The organism is Vibrio sp. 1580, assembly GCF_033340055.1.
In genome coordinates this window covers 123998-143322 of sequence record NZ_JAWOVT010000013.1, presented here as the reverse complement: position 1 = coordinate 143322, position 19325 = coordinate 123998, and the positions used below count along the sequence as shown (strand labels likewise).

The 19325-nt window shown below is 42.6% G+C and carries 18 protein-coding genes and 1 riboswitch; of the genes, 11 read left to right on the top strand and 7 right to left on the bottom strand.

Annotated elements, in window-relative coordinates; genetic code table 11:
- Positions 1-3 precede the first annotated feature (3 nt).
- The 5 genes from proW to R7093_RS19385 all read left to right on the top strand — a co-directional run bounded on the left by proW (position 4) and on the right by R7093_RS19385 (position 5230).
- On the top strand, positions 4-1089 hold the full coding sequence (proW, locus tag R7093_RS19405) for a glycine betaine/L-proline ABC transporter permease ProW (protein WP_047100665.1): 1086 nt from the start codon (positions 4-6) through the stop codon (positions 1087-1089).
- Complete coding sequence (gene proX, locus R7093_RS19400; RefSeq protein ID WP_005385703.1) at positions 1082-2089, top strand: glycine betaine/L-proline ABC transporter substrate-binding protein ProX; 1008 nt, start codon at positions 1082-1084, stop codon at positions 2087-2089. The genes proW and proX overlap by 8 nt, the downstream gene beginning before the upstream one ends.
- Positions 2090-2285: 196 nt before the next feature.
- Complete coding sequence (locus R7093_RS19395; protein ID WP_047100666.1) at positions 2286-4235, top strand: LTA synthase family protein; 1950 nt, start codon at positions 2286-2288, stop codon at positions 4233-4235.
- Between the two features lie 146 nt (positions 4236-4381).
- Entirely contained in the window at positions 4382-4747 is a 366-nt protein-coding gene (locus R7093_RS19390; RefSeq protein ID WP_017820936.1) for a VOC family protein, read from the top strand.
- Positions 4748-4846: 99 nt separating this feature from the next.
- A complete protein-coding gene (locus tag R7093_RS19385; protein WP_005377782.1) occupies positions 4847-5230 on the top strand; it encodes a hypothetical protein in 384 nt (127 codons plus the stop codon).
- A 90-nt stretch (positions 5231-5320) separates the two neighbouring features.
- Here R7093_RS19385 and R7093_RS19380 read toward each other — a convergent pair whose 3' ends face one another.
- Complete coding sequence (locus tag R7093_RS19380) at positions 5321-6055, bottom strand: chromosome segregation ATPase (protein ID WP_017820934.1); 735 nt, start codon at positions 6053-6055, stop codon at positions 5321-5323.
- Between the two features lie 31 nt (positions 6056-6086).
- On the bottom strand, positions 6087-6245 hold the full coding sequence (locus tag R7093_RS19375) for a hypothetical protein (RefSeq protein ID WP_005377784.1): 159 nt from the start codon (positions 6243-6245) through the stop codon (positions 6087-6089).
- A gap of 527 nt (positions 6246-6772) precedes the next feature.
- Positions 6773-6872, top strand: a riboswitch (glycine riboswitch).
- 122 nt (positions 6873-6994) lie between these two features.
- Between R7093_RS19375 and R7093_RS19370 the strand changes: the two genes are divergently transcribed.
- Positions 6995-8365, top strand: coding sequence for an alanine/glycine:cation symporter family protein (locus R7093_RS19370; protein WP_047100667.1), 1371 nt, complete (start codon positions 6995-6997; stop codon positions 8363-8365).
- A 118-nt stretch (positions 8366-8483) separates the two neighbouring features.
- On the opposite strand, the gene R7093_RS19365 is transcribed toward R7093_RS19370, so the two are convergent.
- Together R7093_RS19365 and R7093_RS19360 are read right to left on the bottom strand one after the other, a co-directional pair.
- Positions 8484-9050, bottom strand: a complete 567-nt coding sequence (locus tag R7093_RS19365; protein ID WP_005385713.1) for a hypothetical protein — start codon at positions 9048-9050, stop codon at positions 8484-8486.
- The gene (locus tag R7093_RS19360; RefSeq protein WP_017820932.1) at positions 9050-9685 is read right to left on the bottom strand and encodes a LysE family translocator; all 636 of its coding nucleotides are present in this window, start codon (positions 9683-9685) and stop codon (positions 9050-9052) included. The genes R7093_RS19365 and R7093_RS19360 overlap by 1 nt, the downstream gene beginning before the upstream one ends.
- 223 nt (positions 9686-9908) lie before the next feature.
- On the opposite strand from R7093_RS19360, the gene R7093_RS19355 reads away from it, so the two are divergent.
- Entirely contained in the window at positions 9909-11381 is a 1473-nt protein-coding gene (locus R7093_RS19355; protein WP_047100668.1) for a carboxypeptidase M32, read from the top strand.
- 70 nt (positions 11382-11451) lie between these two features.
- On the opposite strand, the gene R7093_RS19350 is transcribed toward R7093_RS19355, so the two are convergent.
- From R7093_RS19350 to R7093_RS19340, 3 genes are all read right to left on the bottom strand, one after another.
- Positions 11452-12402, bottom strand: a complete 951-nt coding sequence (locus R7093_RS19350; protein WP_031778977.1) for an LpxL/LpxP family Kdo(2)-lipid IV(A) lauroyl/palmitoleoyl acyltransferase — start codon at positions 12400-12402, stop codon at positions 11452-11454.
- A gap of 420 nt (positions 12403-12822) precedes the next feature.
- On the bottom strand, positions 12823-13158 hold the full coding sequence (locus R7093_RS19345) for a DMT family transporter (protein WP_069593657.1): 336 nt from the start codon (positions 13156-13158) through the stop codon (positions 12823-12825).
- Positions 13159-13281: 123 nt separating this feature from the next.
- Positions 13282-13668 carry a DUF6559 family protein gene (locus R7093_RS19340; RefSeq protein WP_047100669.1) on the bottom strand — a complete coding sequence of 129 codons (387 nt, stop codon included), beginning with the start codon at positions 13666-13668 and terminating at the stop codon, positions 13282-13284.
- A 340-nt stretch (positions 13669-14008) separates the two neighbouring features.
- On the opposite strand from R7093_RS19340, the gene metA reads away from it, so the two are divergent.
- The 4 genes from metA (at position 14009) to R7093_RS19320 (ending at position 19208) form a co-directional block, all read left to right on the top strand.
- Positions 14009-14950, top strand: coding sequence for a homoserine O-acetyltransferase MetA (metA, locus tag R7093_RS19335; protein ID WP_005377792.1), 942 nt, complete (start codon positions 14009-14011; stop codon positions 14948-14950).
- A gap of 179 nt (positions 14951-15129) precedes the next feature.
- Positions 15130-15855 (top strand): type IV pilus biogenesis/stability protein PilW, encoded by a 726-nt coding sequence (gene pilW / locus R7093_RS19330; protein ID WP_017820928.1) that lies wholly within the window; start codon positions 15130-15132, stop codon positions 15853-15855.
- A 267-nt stretch (positions 15856-16122) separates the two neighbouring features.
- Positions 16123-17052 (top strand): phosphate/phosphite/phosphonate ABC transporter substrate-binding protein, encoded by a 930-nt coding sequence (locus R7093_RS19325; protein WP_047100670.1) that lies wholly within the window; start codon positions 16123-16125, stop codon positions 17050-17052.
- Entirely contained in the window at positions 17052-19208 is a 2157-nt protein-coding gene (locus tag R7093_RS19320; protein ID WP_047100671.1) for a GGDEF domain-containing phosphodiesterase, read from the top strand. Before R7093_RS19325 ends, R7093_RS19320 begins: the two co-directional genes overlap by 1 nt.
- Positions 19209-19325: the final 117 nt, after the last annotated feature.

The window sequence follows — 19325 nt, the reverse complement described above, 5'->3', positions numbered from 1 at the left end:
ACGATGTCTTCAGAGCAAACTAACAATGATCCCTGGTCAAATACTGCTCCTGCGCAAGATGATCCTTGGTCGCAAGGTACAGAGGCCGCGCCAAGTAATGATTGGCTCAACTCAGAAACTTTAGAGCAAGCACCATTCGATATTATGAACCCATTCCAAGATGCGGTTTTACCCCTCGATAGCTGGGTAGAGTCCGGTTTGAACTGGCTGGTGGAACATGGTCGACCTGTTTTCCAAGCAATACGAGTTCCAATCGACTTTATTCTAACGTCGTTTGAAACTGCTTTGGTGTCTACACCTGCGCCTATAATGGTACTCATTTTATTTTTGCTAGCGTGGCAGTTTTCCAATGTAAAACTTGGTTTTTCTACTCTTGTATCCCTTGTTTTCATCGGCCTAATTGGTGCGTGGTCACAAGCGATGACAACGCTAGCACTGGTGTTAACCGCCGTTTTCTTCTGTTTGCTTATAGGGCTACCAATGGGGATATGGTTGGCAAGGAGCCAAACCGCTGCCAAATTTGTTAGGCCAATATTAGATGCAATGCAAACGACTCCCGCGTTCGTTTACCTTGTGCCAATTGTTATGTTGTTTGGTATTGGTAACGTTCCTGGCGTAGTAGTAACGATCATTTTCGCCCTGCCTCCCGTTGTGCGCCTGACTATTTTGGGTATTCAGCAAGTACCTGAAGAGCTTATCGAAGCTGGCCACTCTTTCGGGGCAAACAAAAAACAGATGCTTTATCGCATCCAGTTACCGTTGGCGTTACCAACCATCATGGCAGGTGTAAACCAAACCTTAATGCTGTCACTTTCTATGGTAGTGATTGCTTCAATGATTGCTGTTGGCGGCTTAGGCCAAATGGTACTTCGTGGTATTGGCCGACTTGATATGGGTCTTGCTGCCGTTGGTGGCTTAGGCATCGTTATTCTTGCGATTTTGTTAGACCGTATCACCCAGGTGTTAGGGGTTAATGCGGGAAACACTAAACTTCGCTGGTATCACACAGGTCCTGTTTCATACCTATTAAAACTGAAAACAAAGACGAACCAAGACGATCTAAAACTTAGGAGAAACATCAATGAATAATTCATGGAAGAAAGCGCTCTCTGTTGGAGCTCTAAGTACTATCGCATTTTCAACTTATGGTGTGGCAAGTGAACTACCGGGTGAAGGTGTCACTGTTCAGCCTGTTCAATCAACCGTTGCAGAAGAAACATTTCAAACGTTGATCGTAAACCGCGCACTTGAAGAGCTTGGTTACGATGTTAAACCGACCAAAGAAGTGGACTACAACGTAGGCTACACCTCTATTGCTAAAGGTGATGCTACTTTCTTAGCGGTTGGTTGGTTCCCTCTTCACGCCGATAAGTACACGATGTCTGGCGGTGATGATAAGTTCTTCCGTAAAGGCCAATACGTAAGTGGTGCTGCGCAAGGTTATTTGATCGATAAGAAAACCGCGGAAAAATATAACATCACGAACATTGGTCAGTTAAAAGATCCAAAATTGGCGAAGCTATTCGATGCAAACGGCGATGGCAAAGCGGACTTAACTGGCTGCAACCCAGGTTGGGGTTGTGAAATGGTTGTTGAACATCAGTTGGATGCTTTCAAACTTCGTGACACAGTAACACACAACCAAGGTAACTACGCGGCGATTATCGCTGATACAATCTCACGTTACAAAAAAGGCGATCCGATTCTTTACTACACTTGGACACCGTACTGGGTAAGTGGCGTTTTAGTTCCAGGGAAAGATGTTGTGTGGTTAGAAGTGCCATTCTCTTCACTTCCTGGTGAGCGTAAGGACATTGATACGACACTAGAGAACGGTAAGAACTACGGCTTCGAGATGAACTCTATGCGCATCGTTGCTAATAAAGAGTTTACAGAAAACAACCCTGCTGCTGCAAAGCTGTTTGAAATCATCAAACTAAATATCAATGATGTTAGTGCTCAGAATATGATGATGAGCCAAGGTAAGAACAGCTCAGCGGACATCGAGTCTCATGTAAATGGCTGGATCAAAGCGAACCAGAAAAAGTTCGACGCATGGGTCGAAGAAGCGAAGAAAGCCGCAATGTAATCATGCCTTTATCAACCTCTAGAGCCAGTTGGTGTTATCAACTGGCTCTTTTTTTTTACACAAACGCCCCTCCCCCTTACATAGACATACCAACACTTACACTACTCGACCATAAACCCACATTATAATTCACGTTTATTTCACGCTTGCTTTGCTAAAAACAACACAACATAACAATTAAACTATTCGAATAAATATGAAAAACTTATCAAAGAGCTCTGTGTGGGGGCCTTTGCAGCCAATTGCTGCCTTTTCTTTGTTTTCGCTTCTATTTCTGTCTATCTCAAGAGTTTTGCTAGCCTTTTGGAAGATTGACCGTATTGACTCTCTAAACGACTTAATTTACATCCTAGGTCAAGGTTTGCGCGTAGATATTGCAACGCTTTGCTGGTTATTTATTCTTCCAGCACTGGTTTCAACCTTCATGCCATTAACCGGTAAGATGGGAGAGTGTTGGAAGCGAATATTACGCATATGGATGGTTTTAGGGCTTTGGGTGCTTGTATACATGGAGCTAGCAACAGCGCCATTCATTCAGGAATACGACCTACGTCCAAACCGCCTGTTTGTGGAATATTTAATCTACCCAAAAGAAGTCTTGAGTATGCTCTGGATTGGCTACAAATTAGAACTGTTTATTGGTGCGTTAGGTACAGTTTTAACCATCACTTTAGGTTGGAAGTGGAGTAAGAAACTGACCGATAAGGCGCAGCAGGTCAACTGGAAATGGCGACCACTATTGGCACTTTTCGTTGTTCTTTTTGGGGTTGCAGGTGCTCGCTCATCTTTAGGGCACCGCCCGCTAAATCCTGCTATGGTCGCCTTTTCTAACGATCCACTGCTTAACGACTTAGCACTGAACTCATCTTACTCATTGTTGTTTGCGGTTAATAGCATGAAGTCAGAAAAGAGTGCGGAGCAGTTCTACGGAAAAATGGACACTCAAAAGATGTTGGAATTAGTTCGCACTTCATCAACAAAATCCGACTTCAACCCTTCATTACTCCCAACCATGAACAGTAACCCCGCGACTTACCAAGGTAAACATAAAAACTTAGTGATTTTGCTACAAGAAAGCTTAGGCGCCCAATTTGTCGGTGCTTTGGGTGGTTTGCCTCTAACACCAAACCTTGATGAACTCATGAAGGAAGGTTGGCAGTTCACACAAATGTACGCCACTGGTACTCGTTCTGTTCGTGGAATTGAAGCTGTAACCACGGGCTTTCCTCCATCTCCGTCTCGCGCGGTAGTGAAGCTGAGTAAAAGCCAAACGGGTTTCTTTACCATCGCGGACTTACTGAAAGCTCAAGGCTATCACACGCAATTTATTTACGGCGGTGAAGCCAACTTTGACAACATGAAAACTTTCTTCTTTGGTAACGGTTTTGATCAAATAGTAGAAGAAGATGATTATAACAACCCAAGCTTTGTTGGCTCTTGGGGTGTTAGTGATGAAGATCTATATAACAAAGCAAACGAAGAGTTTGAACGCCTTTCAAAAAGCGACAAACCTTTCTTTAGCTTAGTTTTTACGTCAAGTAATCATAGCCCTTATGAGTATCCGAAAGGCAAAATTGAGCCATACGATTCAGAATATATGACGCGTAACAACGCCGTAAAATATTCCGATTACGCTTTGGGCACTTTCTTTGAAAAGGCGAAAAAGTCATCTTATTGGGATGATACCATTTTCATTGTAATTGCAGATCATGATGCACGTGTTTCTGGCGCTAACCTTGTTCCGGTTAAGCACTTTCACATTCCAGCATTGATCCTTGGTAAAGGCATTCAACCACGTAAAGATGACCGCATAGCAAACAACATAGACATGCCGCCTACACTGTTATCTCTGATTGGGGTAGATGCTAAAACACCGATGATTGGTCGTGATTTAACGAAGCCACTGGCTCGCGAAGATGAACGCGCAATGATGCAATACGACAAAAACTTTGGTTATTTAACGCGCGACAATCTCGTTGTGCTTTCCCCTGGTGAAAAGGTATCGACCCTGGCGTACGACTTTAAAGACCAAACCATGGAGCCGCTAGAGGTGGACGAGTCTATTGTCGAGCGTGCAAAAGCAAACGCATTATTTGCATCTAAAGCGTATCAAAACAACTGGTATTCCTCCAAACACACTCATTAATACCAATGATTGCGCTGATAAAAAGGAGCTAAACGGCTCCTTTTTCTTATTCTTTCACTTACCTTCGAGAATGTTCTACTGACAACTCCTGTCGTTCCTTTCCGTTAGATTGCCCCTACTACTTCTAATTGATTAAGGAACAAACCATGCTGACTATCAATTCATTCGTTCTCTACGTTGAGGACATCCACATAAGCCAAGTTTTTTATTCGAAACTGTTCGAACGCAAAGTCACGCAGTTGTCTCCAACCTTTGCCGCTATTCCAATGACCGAAGGCTTAACGTTGACACTCAAGCAAAGAGATAATCTTTCACCCCACAGCGGAATTAGAGGTGGTGGCACCGAGCTGTCTTTATCAGTGCCCAACAGGCATACGTTAGAGCGCATTTACAAGCGCTGGAAAGACCTAGGTGTTGAGTTTGTTCAACCACCAGCGACATCAGTGTATGGGTTAAATTTTATGGCTATCGATCCAGATAAGCATCGCATTCGTGTTTTCATAAATGAATAAAAATGCGTTAAAAATGCTTTTTACCCATTCCCAATGTGACTTCAATAAATTAGACTCAAGGAAACATTAAAAGCGGCGTAGTAATAAGAAGGAATGCCCATGAGCTCAAGTATGATCCTTAGCGAATCCCTAATCGAGAGCGGAAGAGATATCCCCCTCAAAGAACTGCTTTACGCAAAGCGCGTGCTGGATAACTACATGGCAGTAGCCAAAGAAAGTAGCCCGCTTGAGCTATTAACTGAGATGAAATCGGCAGCAAAGCAAGTAGAATACTTTACAACGACGAGTAACCCGTGTGAGGCTCGTAATGTCATCAGTCAGATGATTGATAAAATCGACACCGCGGAATCTTTTGCTTCGTTCAAAGCATTAGCAGGTAAGCCATCTCAAGCACTCAATGAACTAATTGAAGATCGAGCTCAGCTGATTAAACACGAACGAGAGCTCCTGCTCGCCTCAGGCTATGACGCCTCACGAATCTAATATACGCGACAGGCTAAAAGTCATAGCTAACAACGAAAAAGGAGCTCTTAAAGAGCTCCTTTTGCTTTTCAAAAATCGGATACAAAAGACTTAAAGGCCGATATCTTCCGTTATTGCTTTGATTTGTTTGAGGTCCATTTTATAGACTTCAATCATTTGATCGACCTGACTTAGTCGTGAATTAGCTTCATCATGTTTATCACACGCGTCCGACTTCACGTCCCAAGATTTGCCTTCTAAAAATACGTCACACTCTTTCTTGAGTTTCTCAATCTTAGGTAATAATTTCGACCGTTCTTTCTCGAGAGACTCTAATTCTTGCGAAATTTTCAGCTCTTTCTGGAATACTTCGCGGGACCGCTCAAACATAGTCGCTTGCATATCCGCTTGACGACTCAACTTCTCATTTTCTGACTTCGTCGTGTTGATCTTATCTGCCTGCTGCTTCAATTGAGACTCTAGTGACAAGTTGACCTTCTCGACCTCAGTCAATTGCTTTTGCAACTTCTTAAGTGCTTTCTGATGAGCTTCATCTTTCGCGGCGAGTAACTCACTAACTTGGTTTTGTATTTCTTGGTCGAGCGCCTCTTCACGCACTTTTACTTGAGATGCCAACTGGGTTTTATCTTGCGTTAGTGCTTGATACTTTTCTTCTAATACGTGGTAAGTCGATTCCCACTTGTTCGCAGTGACAACCGATCCAACAAGGCCACCAAATGCCAAGCCTAACACCGCAGCGATTGCGATATAGATATGCGTACGTTTGTCACGCTCTTCAATGACAACTACGTCGTCTTGCTCTTCCATTTTGTTCTGAGAACTCACCGTATACTACTCCAAGGACTCTTTTACTTTGCTAGCGGATCAATTCCGCAAACATAATTGATGCTGTATAAATCAGAAATGCGCCAATTAATGTTATAACGGTCGCTTTTTGGACTTTTTCATTGGTTCGATAACGAAACAGCACAAATGCTACTGCAATCAACACCGCAATGGCTAATAATCTGGTCATACCGCCTCCTTGTCCACTCATGAAAAACTGCCTAGGTCCGTAGACTGTTTCACAAAGGTTCATTGTAACCCATTTATACGTACCATAAGGTCAACTTAGCGTAGATTTTAAAATAAGTGCTCCGATTTTAATCAATTTTGTGTCCTTAATTGAATAACTTATGTCGTAACAATCGAAACACATTTATCGTTCTGAAGTGTTTTTGGGTTCCATTCCCTAACCCAATAAATTTTATTTATGCCGTGACTCGCACAAAAAGATTGGCAAACATACCTTCATGAAAATTGATGAGGTTATTTCATTAAAAATAAATTGACATAGGGTGTTGAAATGGACCAAAAACATGATAGAGTTCACACGTTAATGATGACCAGCATCATTAACTAACCTTTACTCATTTAATTGAGTAATTGTTCCGATGAAGACTGCAGGAGAGTGGTTATTAATCAAATTTTAACATTTGATTAGCATAACTCGCCGAAGAATTAACTATTTCAGGTGCTACCTAGGTAGCGGGGACTGTAGTTGGAGGAACCTCTGGAGAGAACCGTTAAATCGGTCGCCGAAGGAGCAAGTCTTGCACTCACGCAAGGTGAAACTCTCAGGCAAAAGGACAGAGGAGTGGAAAGTTACAACCTAACTATTTTGCTTGGCCTTCCCGCCTACAACCAATAGCTTAGTTCTTTTAGAGATCGTTGATCTCGTCCTTTCCCTCTTCTCCTTATTAGTTGTTTTATTAAGGGGAAATCATGAACAACCTACAATCTTTACTACAAACCATCGATAATTTTGTCTGGGGTCCACCGCTGCTTATTTTGCTAGTAGGTACAGGTGTTTACTTCACTTTTAGCCTTGGCTTGATCCAGTTTAAACACCTCCCAACAGCGCTAGCGATGGTATTCAGTAAAGATAAGTCATCTAATACTCAAGGTGACGTTTCTAGCTTTGCAGCTCTTTGTACTGCGCTCTCAGCAACAATTGGTACTGGTAACATTGTTGGTGTTGCCACAGCAATCAAACTCGGTGGACCAGGCGCTCTATTCTGGATGTGGCTCGCTGCCCTTTTCGGAATGGCGACTAAATACGCCGAATGTTTGTTGGCGGTTAAGTACCGAAGAGTCGATGATAAAGGCCAAATGATTGGTGGCCCAATGTATTACTTGCAATACGGTGTTGGCTCAAAAGCTCTCGCGATCATGTTTGCAGTGTTTGCTTTGGGTGTTGCTTGTTTTGGTATCGGTACGTTTCCACAAGTAAACGCGATTCTGGATGCAAGTGAGATATCTCTTGGTGTTAACCGTGAGCTATCTGCCTTCGTACTAACTCTTTTGGTTGCTTTCGTAACTTTGGGTGGCATCAAATCCATTGCTAACGTTGCAGGAAAAGTGGTTCCTACCATGGCTGTATTTTATGTGTTGGCGTGTTTAAGCGTGATCATCATGAATGCAGACCAATTGTTCAATGCCGTTGAATTAGTGCTGGTTTCAGCCTTTACATCAACAGCAGCGACTGGTGGTTTTCTAGGTGCAAGCATCATGTTGGCAATCCAATCAGGTATCGCTCGCGGTGTGTTCTCAAATGAATCTGGTTTGGGTAGCGCGCCTATGGCAGCAGCAGCAGCGAAGACAGACTCTTGTGTTAAACAAGGCCTAATTTCAATGACGGGTACCTTTTTCGATACCATCATTATTTGTACCATGACAGGCCTTGCTCTAATCCTGACCGGTGCATGGCAAAGTGACCTTGCTGGTGCCGCGATGACGACTCATGCTTTTGCGGTGGGTTTAAATGCAGATACATTTGGCCCTATGCTCGTCTCAATCGGTTTGATGTTCTTCGCTTTTACCACCATTCTTGGTTGGAACTACTACGGTGAGCGTTGCGTTGTGTTCCTGTTCGGAACTAAAGCTGTGCTTCCATACAAACTGATTTTCGTTGGCTTGGTGGCATCTGGTGCATTCCTTCACCTCGATATGATTTGGCTACTGGCTGATATCGTAAACGGTCTGATGGCAATTCCTAACCTGATTGGTTTGATCGCACTGCGTCACGTCGTACTGGCAGAAACCAAACTGTTCTTTAGCTCAACATCGCAATCAGGTGAAGCAGTGAAAGCTTAGTGAAACGACAGCTGTTCGGTCACAAACTACCAGTAACGGAGAGCAAAGCACATTAGAAATGGTAAAAACATAAAGCCCGCTATTATTTAGCGGGCTTTATTTATCTTCGGTTAAATGGTTAATCTCTCAACCATTGATGCTCAACGTTTTCTCCACGTTCTTCAAAAAACTTCGCATTTTTTTGCTTGAATTGATCCGCTTTCAACTCTGATAGCGGCCAGTCTAAAAATGCTTCTGTTACAAACGAGTCGCCGACACCAACCTCAATCGATTCCAGATGTTTCCCGATGTAGCGATAAAAGTAGCCTTGCCCAAACGCATCGCACACCATAGGTACATGCCTGACACGTTGATGATTGACAGAGACCGAAGCCCAAGTCGTCGTTTTAGGTTCACAGGTTTGCTCTTTTACAACGTCGACCTCAAATTTATTGTCCATAGTTGTCGAAACAAAAACGACAATAGCGTCATGCAAATACACACGCCTGAGCAATAACTGTTTAGTGTCTTGAGTTCGCGTTTGTTGTATTCCATTAGCAAAAGGTTCGAAGTAGCCCCAGTGCCAAGACCAGATCATGCCGCGTTGCGCAAACTGTACTTGTGGCCACGTATGCCAAGCAACAGCGGCACCTATCCCCACAATAAATACAGCGAGTAGTATCAACAATCGATAAATATTACGCATTAAACGGGTTTTTCAATTAATAACTTCACACCAAGTGCGACTAATACTGCGCCCGTCGCGCCTTCCATCCACTTCATAAAGCTTGCATTCTTTAGTAGATTTTTAGCCGAGTTAAGCGCGCCAGCTAAACCACACTGCCAAACCATCGCAATAGCAAAGTGTACAGATGCCATCATCATTGATTGAAGCAAGGGTGAACCTTCTGGATTCACAAACTGTGGCAAGAAAGCCAAATAGAAGACCGCCGTTTTCGGGTTCAAGACGTTAGAAAGAAAGCCCTCTCTAAAAGAGCGCTTACCATTAAACACTTCGTGAATCTGCTCGGTCACGGTCAATCCATCTTTCGACGACATTAGCGCTTTTAAACTGCTCAAACCAAGCCAGATAAGATAAGCTGCGCCAATCATTTTTACGATTTGGAACAACTCTGCTGATTGCGCAAGAATCGCCGAGATACCAACCGCAGAAAAAAAAGCATGTACGAATAAGCCAAAGCAAATCCCTAGACTGGTTGTACATCCATCTTTTAGGCCCGAGCGGCTAGTGTTACGGATAACAAGTGCAGTATCTAAACCTGGCGTTAACGTTAAAATCGTAATGGCAATAATAAATGCCTCGAAATTCAAAATATCCATATTATCGTGATAATTAATTGTCAATCCTTCATCAATACCGCCAATCCACAAGATTCGCAAGCTTCTTTTTTAAGAGAGCTATACAACTGGGTGAGTTTATGGACAATGGGTTGGAGTTAATTGTTAATTATTAGTAAATTAACGCAGGTTGCTTAGTGCAACACCATATGAAGGACCCGTTATCGGGTGTTTAGGGAAAGAACAAAAGAATAAGAGTAGTCACATGAACGCATTTACAAAACTCGTTGAACATTCCAAAAAAGTGGCAAATTTTGAGCATCTATCTGCCATCATAGATTGGGATCAAGCAGCGGTCATGCCACCTGGTGGCGCTGAAGCACGCTCGAATGCCACGGCAGAGCTTGATGTACATATCCATTCTTTAATGACTCAACCGCACTTGGGAGAGCTTTTCGCTCAGGCAGAAGAAGAGACGCTGTCTACAAAAGAAAAATCTATCCTAAGAGAAATGAAGCGTGGGTGGCAGCAAGCTAACTTACTACCAGAATCATTAGTTCAAGCTCAATCTCTTGCTGGCTCCAAATGTGAACATGCATGGCGTACACAACGTGGAGAAAATGACTGGGCTGGTTTTGAAAAGAACTGGGCTGAAGTAGTAAAGCTATCGCAGGAAGAAGCGCAAATTAGAGCCGAAGCAAATGGCACGACTCCTTATGATGCCATGCTCGATGTTTATGAACCTGGCACAACGTCTGCGTCGTTAGACATTCTTTTTGCTGACGTGAAAACCTGGCTTCCTACTTTGATCGATGAAGCGCTTGAAAAACAACAATCAGACAACATCTTATTGCCAACTGCACACTACCCTGCGGAAAAGCAAAAAGCGCTCGGTTTGGAAGTCATGAAGCTACTTCAATTCGATTTTGAACACGGTCGACTTGATGAGAGTACCCACCCATTTTGTGGCGGTGTACCGACAGATGTACGTATTACGACACGTTATAATGAAAACGAGTTTGTCCAATCATTGATGGGGATTGTCCACGAAACTGGCCATGCTCGATACGAGCAAGGGCTACCAAAAGATTTATCAGGAACACCCGCGGGAGAAGCTCGCTCTATGGGTATTCATGAATCACAATCACTCTTCTTTGAAATGCAAATAGGACGAAGCAGCGCGTTTATCGATCACCTCGCTCGACTGGCTTCTAACCATTTTTCTGGTAGTGAATTCGAAAAAGACAATTTAGCCAAAATTTACACTCGCGTAGAAAAAGGCTTTATTCGCGTAGATGCTGACGAACTTACATATCCTGCTCACGTTATTCTTCGATATGAAATTGAGCGAGATCTCATGAACGGCGTCATCAAACATACAGATGTACCAGAACTCTGGAACGAAAAGATGAAAGCGTACTTGGGGCTATCAACCGAAGGAAACTTCAAAAATGGCTGTATGCAAGATATCCATTGGACAGACGGAAGTTTTGGCTATTTCCCGTCCTACACGCTCGGTGCGATGTACGCTGCACAATTTATGGCAGCAATGAAACAAACCGTCGATGTAGATGCGGTTATTCGTTCTGGCGACTTAGCTCTGATATTCAATTGGCTCTCGGAAAACATCTGGAGTAAAGGTAGCTTATTCACCACTGATGAGTTGGTAAAACAAGCCACGGGTGAAACACTGAATGCTAAACACTTTCAAGCTCACCTAAAAGATCGCTACTTATAAAGCGAAAAGAATAGAAAGTAAAAGCCCAAGGTTCGTATGTTCCTTGGGCTTTTTGTAGGCTATCTATGTGTTATGCCAAGCTAGGGATGAGCCTAGGCTTGTACAAACAGTCCTCACCCTCTGGTCTAGTTTTAAACCGACGATGAAGCCACATATACTGGCTCGGACTTGCCATGATTGATGTTTCAACTATTTGATTCACGAATGCGGCGGCGCGTTGATGATCCTCTTTCGGGAAACCGTCGACGGGCGCACTAATGGTTAGGGTATAGTGTCCGTCTTTTCCTCTTACCATCGTAAAAGGCACAATGGCGCAATCTGTAGAATCAACCAACAAACTTGTACCTGTCGTAGTACAAGCATTTTTAACGGCAAATAACGGTGCAAATGTCGAGCGTCGGTTACCATAATCGTGGTCCGGTGCATACCAAACCCGCTCACCCGTTTTAAGTGATTCAAGCATGGCTTTGACGTTTTTACGATCAATCAGTGTACGATTAGAGCGAGAGCGTCCCTTATACTGAAAATAATCAAAGCACGGATTATTGTTTGGGCGATAAACACCGGTTCCAGACTTTTTAATGCCAAAAGCTCGAGCACCTAACTCTAGATTCATTGAGTGTACGGCCAACATTAATGCACCTTTGCCTGACTTCTCTAAAGCCTCTAGATGCTCCATGCCTTTTATCGTGACGTGTTTGTTTACCCGTTTATCTGACCAAAACCATGCCATTGCGGTCTCAAAAAGTGCGATGCCAGTATTGTCGATGTTGTCTTTTAGAATTGCTTCGCGTTGGCATTCTTCCATATGAGGGAAGCAAAGCTCAAGATTGCGTCTGATAGTAACTTGACGTTTTCTCATGATTCGCATAGCTAAACGACCAATGTTGCGTCCCAAAGCTAGTTGAACTTTAAAAGGAAGGAGGCTAAGTAAGTACATCACGCTAATGATAATTAACGTTCCCCAGTAACGAGGCAAAAGAAATTCGGCCTTGAATGCAGGCTTTTTGTATTTGTTCATGTAAGTATTGTCAGATGTGCCCATCTATAAGTGATAAAAACAATGATAATGGACTGCACTTTTATCATTGATAACGCTAATAACATAAATTAAAGCGCGCGGATTCTATGGTTCTTCGACACACTACACAATAAGAACTTTGCAGAAATATGTAGGGAATGAAAAAGCAGTAAAGATGAGTCGCCACGTTAACATCTATCGGAGTGATTTATCTACTGCCCTTTCCTAAAGTTTGAAGAAACATAACTTTGTATTTTCAATGCGCTAAATAATGCCTGTTTTTCAATCACATAATGCGACCGTGATGAATACAACAATAAGACGTCATATCAATACTCGCCATTAGCGATTGAATTTGTACTAAAAAGCCGCAGCAATTTCTCGCTGCGGCTTCTTATTCACTTAACAAGTAGAGTGGCGTTATTCGTGCCCTACTGTTTTGGATAATAAATTTACGATCAACACACCAGCGATGATAAACCCAATACCAACTAGGGCTGGTAAGTCTAGACGCTGTCCGTAAACAAAGTAACCAACCGTCGCAACCAAAACGATCCCAGCACCACTCCATATGGCATAAACAACCCCGACAGGCATTGTTTGCACTGTGACGGAAAGCAAGAAGAAAGCGATGCCGTAACCAATCAAAACGACTGTGCTCGGCATTACTTTCGTAAATTGCTCTGTTTTGGGAATATAAGAAGTGGCAATCACTTCACATACAATCGCTATCGACAGCGCCAACATTGGTGGCATAGAGACAAGCATTTTGAACATAAGGCATTAACGCTCAACAGAAATGTAACCGACAACATGTCCGGATAATTAGGCCGCGCATTATACCCAACTCATCTCACGATGGAATACCACTAACGATGTTTACACACCATCACTTTCGCTTACTTTTTGATGACCAGGTGAAAGGCTGACGTTTTGGTGCTGACGAGAAATTTCAAAGTAGATATGCATATCAATCGGCTCAGGTGTATTGAGTAGCATCTTACCTACTTCACGTTGGAAATGAGCATAATTACCTAGCTCATCCGTTAGTTCTAGGAGCTCGTAAGAGGCTTCATCGGCAAACATTCCATACGCATACTGATAATGACTGATATCCTTGCTCTTATCATAACCCAGCTTTTGAAGAGCTTGATCAATCTCTTCCGGCGTATAAATGTCTTTATCACCAAACGAATGCAGTAGCACGCAAGGAACTTCTTGAGCTATGCTCTGAATCTTTGTCTTTCTCTTGAAAATACCGAACATAATGTCCTCCACTGACGATGTTTCCAAATATGCACATTAATGCAAAATGGTGAGCTGATTGTTTTTAGTATGGCTCATTAATTTGAGACTTCCTTACTACGAAGTCACCTTCACATATTAACGTGATCGCATAATTACCAGCAAATAGTACACACTGCGTTTCAAACCTATCTCATCAGAAACTCTGCTTTAGTCACAATTGTGTGACAACCCCGAGTACGGTTTACCATAATGTAAAGAGTAGATTGAAAAGTCGGATTTCGTATCGACATCTAAACTTAATTAAGTTAGCTTTAGAAGTATAGACGTCTAGATTGACTATACTTAGGGAGAGAAAGTCGTGCCAATTAGAATTCCAGATCAATTACCAGCTACCGATGTATTAAGGACAGAAAACATCTTCGTGATGAGTGAAACGCGTGCAGCGAGTCAGGAAATACGTCCTTTAAGAGTGCTGATCCTTAATCTGATGCCAAAAAAAATAGAGACTGAAACTCAGTTTCTGCGTCTACTCTCAAACAGCCCACTACAGGTTAACGTCGAATTACTGCGCATTGATAACCGCCCGAGTAAAAATACGCCAACTGAACATTTAGACACGTTTTATCGCCAATTTGAAATGGTGCGAGATAAAAACTTCGATGGCATGATCATTACTGGGGCTCCATTAGGTTTGGTACAATTTGAAGATGTCATTTATTGGGATCATCTCAAAACCATCATGGAGTGGGCAAAAGATCATGTGACATCCACTCTTTATGTTTGCTGGGCTGCGCAAGCGGGACTAAAGCTACTCTACGATCTACCTAAAAAAACGCGTAAAGAAAAACTTTCAGGCGTGTATCATCACCAAATCCATCATCAATTTCACCCTATCTTACGTGGATTTGATGACACGTTTTTGGCTCCTCACTCGCGTTACGCAGATTTTTCGCCTCACTTTCTAGAAGAGCATACTGACTTAGACATTTTAGCGACATCGGATGTCGCAGGTGTGTACTTGGCCACCACAAAAGACAAACGCAATGTCTTTGTCACAGGACACCCTGAGTATGATTCTCACACCTTACATAATGAATATATCCGAGATTTAAGCGAAGGTATGGAGCCCGCTATTCCTGTCAACTATTACCCAAACAACAACCCAGATAACCCACCAATTGCAAGCTGGAGAAGCCATGGACACCTCCTCTTTTTAAACTGGCTGAACTACTGTGTTTATCAGCAAACACCGTACGACCTCGATCACTTCAGTGAAGATGCTTTCACTAAAGACGATTAGCTTCAAAATAAGCAAACAAAGCACTCATCATTACCGAAATGTAATATGTGAACCAAGCCGCCATATGGCGGCTTTTTCATAACAGTTTGCAAACCTGATCGCATAGTGTTTTTTCCTCAATAGGCTTTTGCTAAGTAATTCATATCATGCAGAAAGATTCAGGGATGTAGGGATAAAGAATGAAAACAGCAAAGCTCGGTGCACTAATATTATTGTCTCAGTTTGCACTCGTGGGTTGCGTGACGGTGAAAGAAGATGGAAGCCCTGTCGTTAAAGCCGATCCTGTGGCAATGGCAGAATCACGTATCGCACTTGGCTTAGGTTATTTAGACGGCGGTAACATGATTCGCGCGCATGATAACTTACAACAAGCCTTAAACCACGCACCTCAATACTATCGCGCGCAATTATCTATGGCTCACTACTACGAAACGGTTGGTGAAGATATTAAAGCCGAACAGATGTATAAACGCTCTCTACGCCAACACACTAAAAACGGAAATGTGCTCAATAACTACGGTACTTTTCTTTGCAAGCGAGGTGACTTCGAAAAAGCCGATCAGATGTTTAATCGAGCCATTGAGCAGCCTTATTACTACCTTATTCCAGCGAGCTATGAGAATGCAGCTTTTTGTGCTCTAAAATCACAAGATAAAGACAAAGCGAGATACTACTTTACTAGAGCTATCGATCATGATCCCCATAGACCAAAATCGATTTTGCAACTCGCTAAAATAGAAATTGATAGCGGTGATTATACTGAAGCTAGAATTCGATTAATGAGATTCAATCAAATGTATGGCGTGAAGAAGCCCTCTTTGCAACTCATGATTCAACTTGAACGTGCAGCAGGCAATGAAGCTCTCGAGAAAAAGTATCAAAAACAATTGGAAAAATTTTCTTAGTACAAAATAGCGATACATAAGGCGCATTAGCTCACAGCCAATACAGCGCTTGACCAAGAATCCAGTGAATTCAGACTCACGGTGATACATTCATCCTGTACATAAACGTCAAATTCGGTACTATTTGAACGGAATAAGTGACCAAGTCACATTATAAAAAGTGCGCACACAACGAAATTTGTACATCATACTGTTTTTAAGATTGATTTCGGCACATTGATAAATACTAAATATTACTGACATGCACCAGAAGGAAGTTGAAGCCGGATGAAACCTGCCTGCACTCTGTTATTACTCACTTTGCTGAGTTCACCTTTTGTCGTCAGTGCACAAGAAAATATTGAGAAAACATTCACATTTGGCATTGTGTCCAATAAAGCCCAAAGCAAAATCAAAAAAGCGACGCCCCTTACTCAGTATGTAACTGAAAATATGGCTGAATATGGTTACGCAAAAGGGGCGGTAAAGGTATTTAAAAACTATCGTCAGCTCGCGGTTGCGCTTGAAAATGGCACCGTTCAAATTGCAACGGCGACCCCCTTTAATGCGATGACCTTAGAAAAGGAGTCTAATAGCCAAGTCCTCGCTATACGATGGAAAAAAGGCCTGCAAAAATATCATACGGTGTTCTTTACTAATAAAGAGAGTGGCATTGAGTCATTTTCTGACCTGCGCGGAAAAACGCTTGTTTTCGAAAAGCGCACGTCTACCAGCAGCTATTACCTACCTGCGATTACATTGCTGAACCACGGAGAAAAACTGCAATACCTTCCCTCTCCTGATGACAAACCGGCCAAAGACAGTATTGGTTATTTATTCCTTGATGAGCAACTCGCTCAGTCAAATGAAATCAACCTATCTGTATGGGTATATAAACAGAGAGTTGCAGCAGGAGCATTCAGTAACTTCAACTGGAACAATCCCAAAGATTTGCCAGAGAACATGAAAGACAAACTAGCGATTTTTTCTCGTTCTGTTGAAATACCCAGGGATTTAATTCTCGCTTCTCCAAGCATGAGCCTAGAGCAACAGCGTAAAATCACGTCCATACTGCTTGATATGGATACAACTCACGAAGGCTCTCTCGCACTTAAAAAGTTTCAGAACACCAAAAAATTCAGCGCGCTTACTCCAGAAATGCGAGCCTCCTTAAGTACAGTGCGCAAGTCAGTTCACTTGTTACCGAAGGTGGATTGATGTTTCAAAAGCTCTCACTCGAAACCAAATACATTTGCTCGACAATGTTCGTTGTCTTGTTTGTTGTGGTGATAAATCTTGCGTTATACATGCACGGTTACGATGCGTATTCAAATAGCTTAACTCAACAGATCACGAACAACTCTCAAGAAAAAACAGAATCTTACGTTAAGCAAAAAGGGTTGGTTTATGCAGAGCTATTATCAAAACAGCTTTTTGATCCACTCTATACAGACAATATCAGTCAAGCGTATGAGCAAATTAAGGCAACATTGAGCCAGCCAGATGTCTCGAAAATACATGTTGTTGACAATGAAGGGCTAATCTTTCACGACGGCACTACTCAGCTAAGGATGTTTGCCCAACCTCATTACCGCTCTCCTTTTATTTTGAAAGCAATAGAAGAATCCAGAACTCTCGTTTCCTTTTCCAAGCATCAGTTGGAGATCGCAGCGCCGATTCAGCAATCAAACATTACTCTTGGGGCGGTATATCTTGAGCTTAACTTGATACATCTACTGGAAGAGAAAGAACAGAACATTGAACAAGTCCAAGCGATTACCTCAAACGATAAACAGAAGATGTTTAACTTGCTGCTAACGATCAGTGGGATATCCGTTCTATTCGGTAGCATCATCGCTTATGCTTTGGGGCGGTCGTTAACTAAGCCACTCAAGCAACTAAAAGATCAATTTTCAGAGTCAAATACCCAAGCGCTGCCAGTCACCGACATACAAAGCAAAGATGAAGTGGGAGAACTTATTTCGGCGTACAACAAAATGTCAAACAAAGTGAACCGATACACCAGCCGAGTTGAGTTCATGGCGTACCACGATATTCTGACTTCCCTGCCAAACCGAGAAAAGTTACTCATTGATATTCAAACGCAAATAACTGACCACAAATCCCCCTCACTCGCGGTTGTGTTTATTGACTTGGATGACTTTAAGCACATTAACGATAACTACGGACATAACATTGGGGATAAATTGCTAGGCCATCTTGCCTCAGAGCTTCAAGGCCGTTTGCCGAGTTATTTTAAGCCGCTTTACCGCCTTTCGACCATCGTAAGTCGAGTAGGTGCGGATGAATTTGTACTGGCCTTTCCGTGCTCGGGCAGTCATGAAGCTAGAGAAAAAGCGAACGATATTCATCGCCAACTACTCTCTCCCTTTAGTTTGGAAGAGAACGATATTCAAATTACGGCAAGCCTCGGAATTGCTGTGTATCCAGAATTTGGTTCAAACGCTGAGTCTCTTTTACAGCTATCCTCTCTTGCGGCGCAGGAATCTAAAAGACGCGGTAAAGACATTATGACGATATACGATTCCACGTTTGATGAAACGATTAAACAACGTTTATACATAGAACGAGAACTGCGTCGTTCAGTACGTGACTTGTCTCAATTCGAGCTGTGGTATCAACCACAATTTGATCTAAAAACCTATCGCCTAATTGGGGTCGAAGCATTGGTTAGGTGGAATCATCCCGAGAAAGGTTATATCAGTCCAGAATCGTTTATCCCGATCGCAGAGCAAAGTGATTTAATATTGGAGCTTGGAGAACATATCATTGAGACAGCAGTTGCTCAGCGGGCAATGTGGGCAGAACATTTCGGTACTGATTTTCACATCGCATTAAACTTGTCCCCAAGACAAATCTATCGCCAAGATTTAAGTCAATTATTTTCTAAGTATTTACGACGACATGATGTCGCCCCTCAAACCATTCATGTTGAAGTGACAGAGTCACTTTTTATTGATGATACAGAGAAAGCTCAATATGTGCTTAAAAAACTACAAAGTATCGGAGTGGAAGTTTGGCTAGATGACTTTGGCACAGGATATTCTGCCCTTGCCTACCTGCAACATATGGCTTTTGACGGGCTCAAGATTGATCGTTCATTTATCGCTCAAATTCGAAAAAGCGATCAAGACGATTCATTAGTTCGCGCGATTGTATCCATGGCTCACAACCTAAGAATGAAAGTAGTCGCCGAAGGCGTAGAAACTCAAACTCAACTCACACGAATGGAGTCTCTCCACTGTGACGTCGTACAAGGTTTTTTCTTAGGTAGACCTGTACCTGCCGAGGAATTGATTGCATTTGAATACCAACGAGGGAGTGGCGCTCAAAGCGTCAATCACTTTGCTTAGAACGCCGTTTTGTTAACTATTGCCGCTTAGCGCGTTAGTACTCGTAATGCAATATCGGTCACACTTCCCCACCTCATTAATATGAATTTTCTCTTAAAATCTAACATCTGAGATAAA

Bases quoted from the DNA above. Each gene is read 5' to 3' on its own strand.
- proW (WP_047100665.1), top strand. From the start codon at position 4: ATGTCTTCAGAGCAAACTAACAATGATCCCTGGTCAAATACTGCTCCT.
- proX (WP_005385703.1), top strand. From the start codon at position 1,082: ATGAATAATTCATGGAAGAAAGCGCTCTCTGTTGGAGCTCTAAGTACT.
- R7093_RS19395 (WP_047100666.1), top strand. From the start codon at position 2,286: ATGAAAAACTTATCAAAGAGCTCTGTGTGGGGGCCTTTGCAGCCAATT.
- R7093_RS19390 (WP_017820936.1), top strand. From the start codon at position 4,382: ATGCTGACTATCAATTCATTCGTTCTCTACGTTGAGGACATCCACATA.
- R7093_RS19385 (WP_005377782.1), top strand. From the start codon at position 4,847: ATGAGCTCAAGTATGATCCTTAGCGAATCCCTAATCGAGAGCGGAAGA.
- R7093_RS19375 (WP_005377784.1), bottom strand. From the start codon at position 6,245: ATGACCAGATTATTAGCCATTGCGGTGTTGATTGCAGTAGCATTTGTG.
- R7093_RS19370 (WP_047100667.1), top strand. From the start codon at position 6,995: ATGAACAACCTACAATCTTTACTACAAACCATCGATAATTTTGTCTGG.
- R7093_RS19365 (WP_005385713.1), bottom strand. From the start codon at position 9,050: ATGCGTAATATTTATCGATTGTTGATACTACTCGCTGTATTTATTGTG.
- R7093_RS19360 (WP_017820932.1), bottom strand. From the start codon at position 9,685: ATGGATATTTTGAATTTCGAGGCATTTATTATTGCCATTACGATTTTA.
- R7093_RS19355 (WP_047100668.1), top strand. From the start codon at position 9,909: ATGAACGCATTTACAAAACTCGTTGAACATTCCAAAAAAGTGGCAAAT.
- R7093_RS19350 (WP_031778977.1), bottom strand. From the start codon at position 12,402: ATGAACAAATACAAAAAGCCTGCATTCAAGGCCGAATTTCTTTTGCCT.
- R7093_RS19345 (WP_069593657.1), bottom strand. From the start codon at position 13,158: ATGCCACCAATGTTGGCGCTGTCGATAGCGATTGTATGTGAAGTGATT.
- R7093_RS19340 (WP_047100669.1), bottom strand. From the start codon at position 13,668: ATGTTCGGTATTTTCAAGAGAAAGACAAAGATTCAGAGCATAGCTCAA.
- pilW (WP_017820928.1), top strand. From the start codon at position 15,130: ATGAAAACAGCAAAGCTCGGTGCACTAATATTATTGTCTCAGTTTGCA.
- R7093_RS19325 (WP_047100670.1), top strand. From the start codon at position 16,123: ATGAAACCTGCCTGCACTCTGTTATTACTCACTTTGCTGAGTTCACCT.
- R7093_RS19320 (WP_047100671.1), top strand. From the start codon at position 17,052: ATGTTTCAAAAGCTCTCACTCGAAACCAAATACATTTGCTCGACAATG.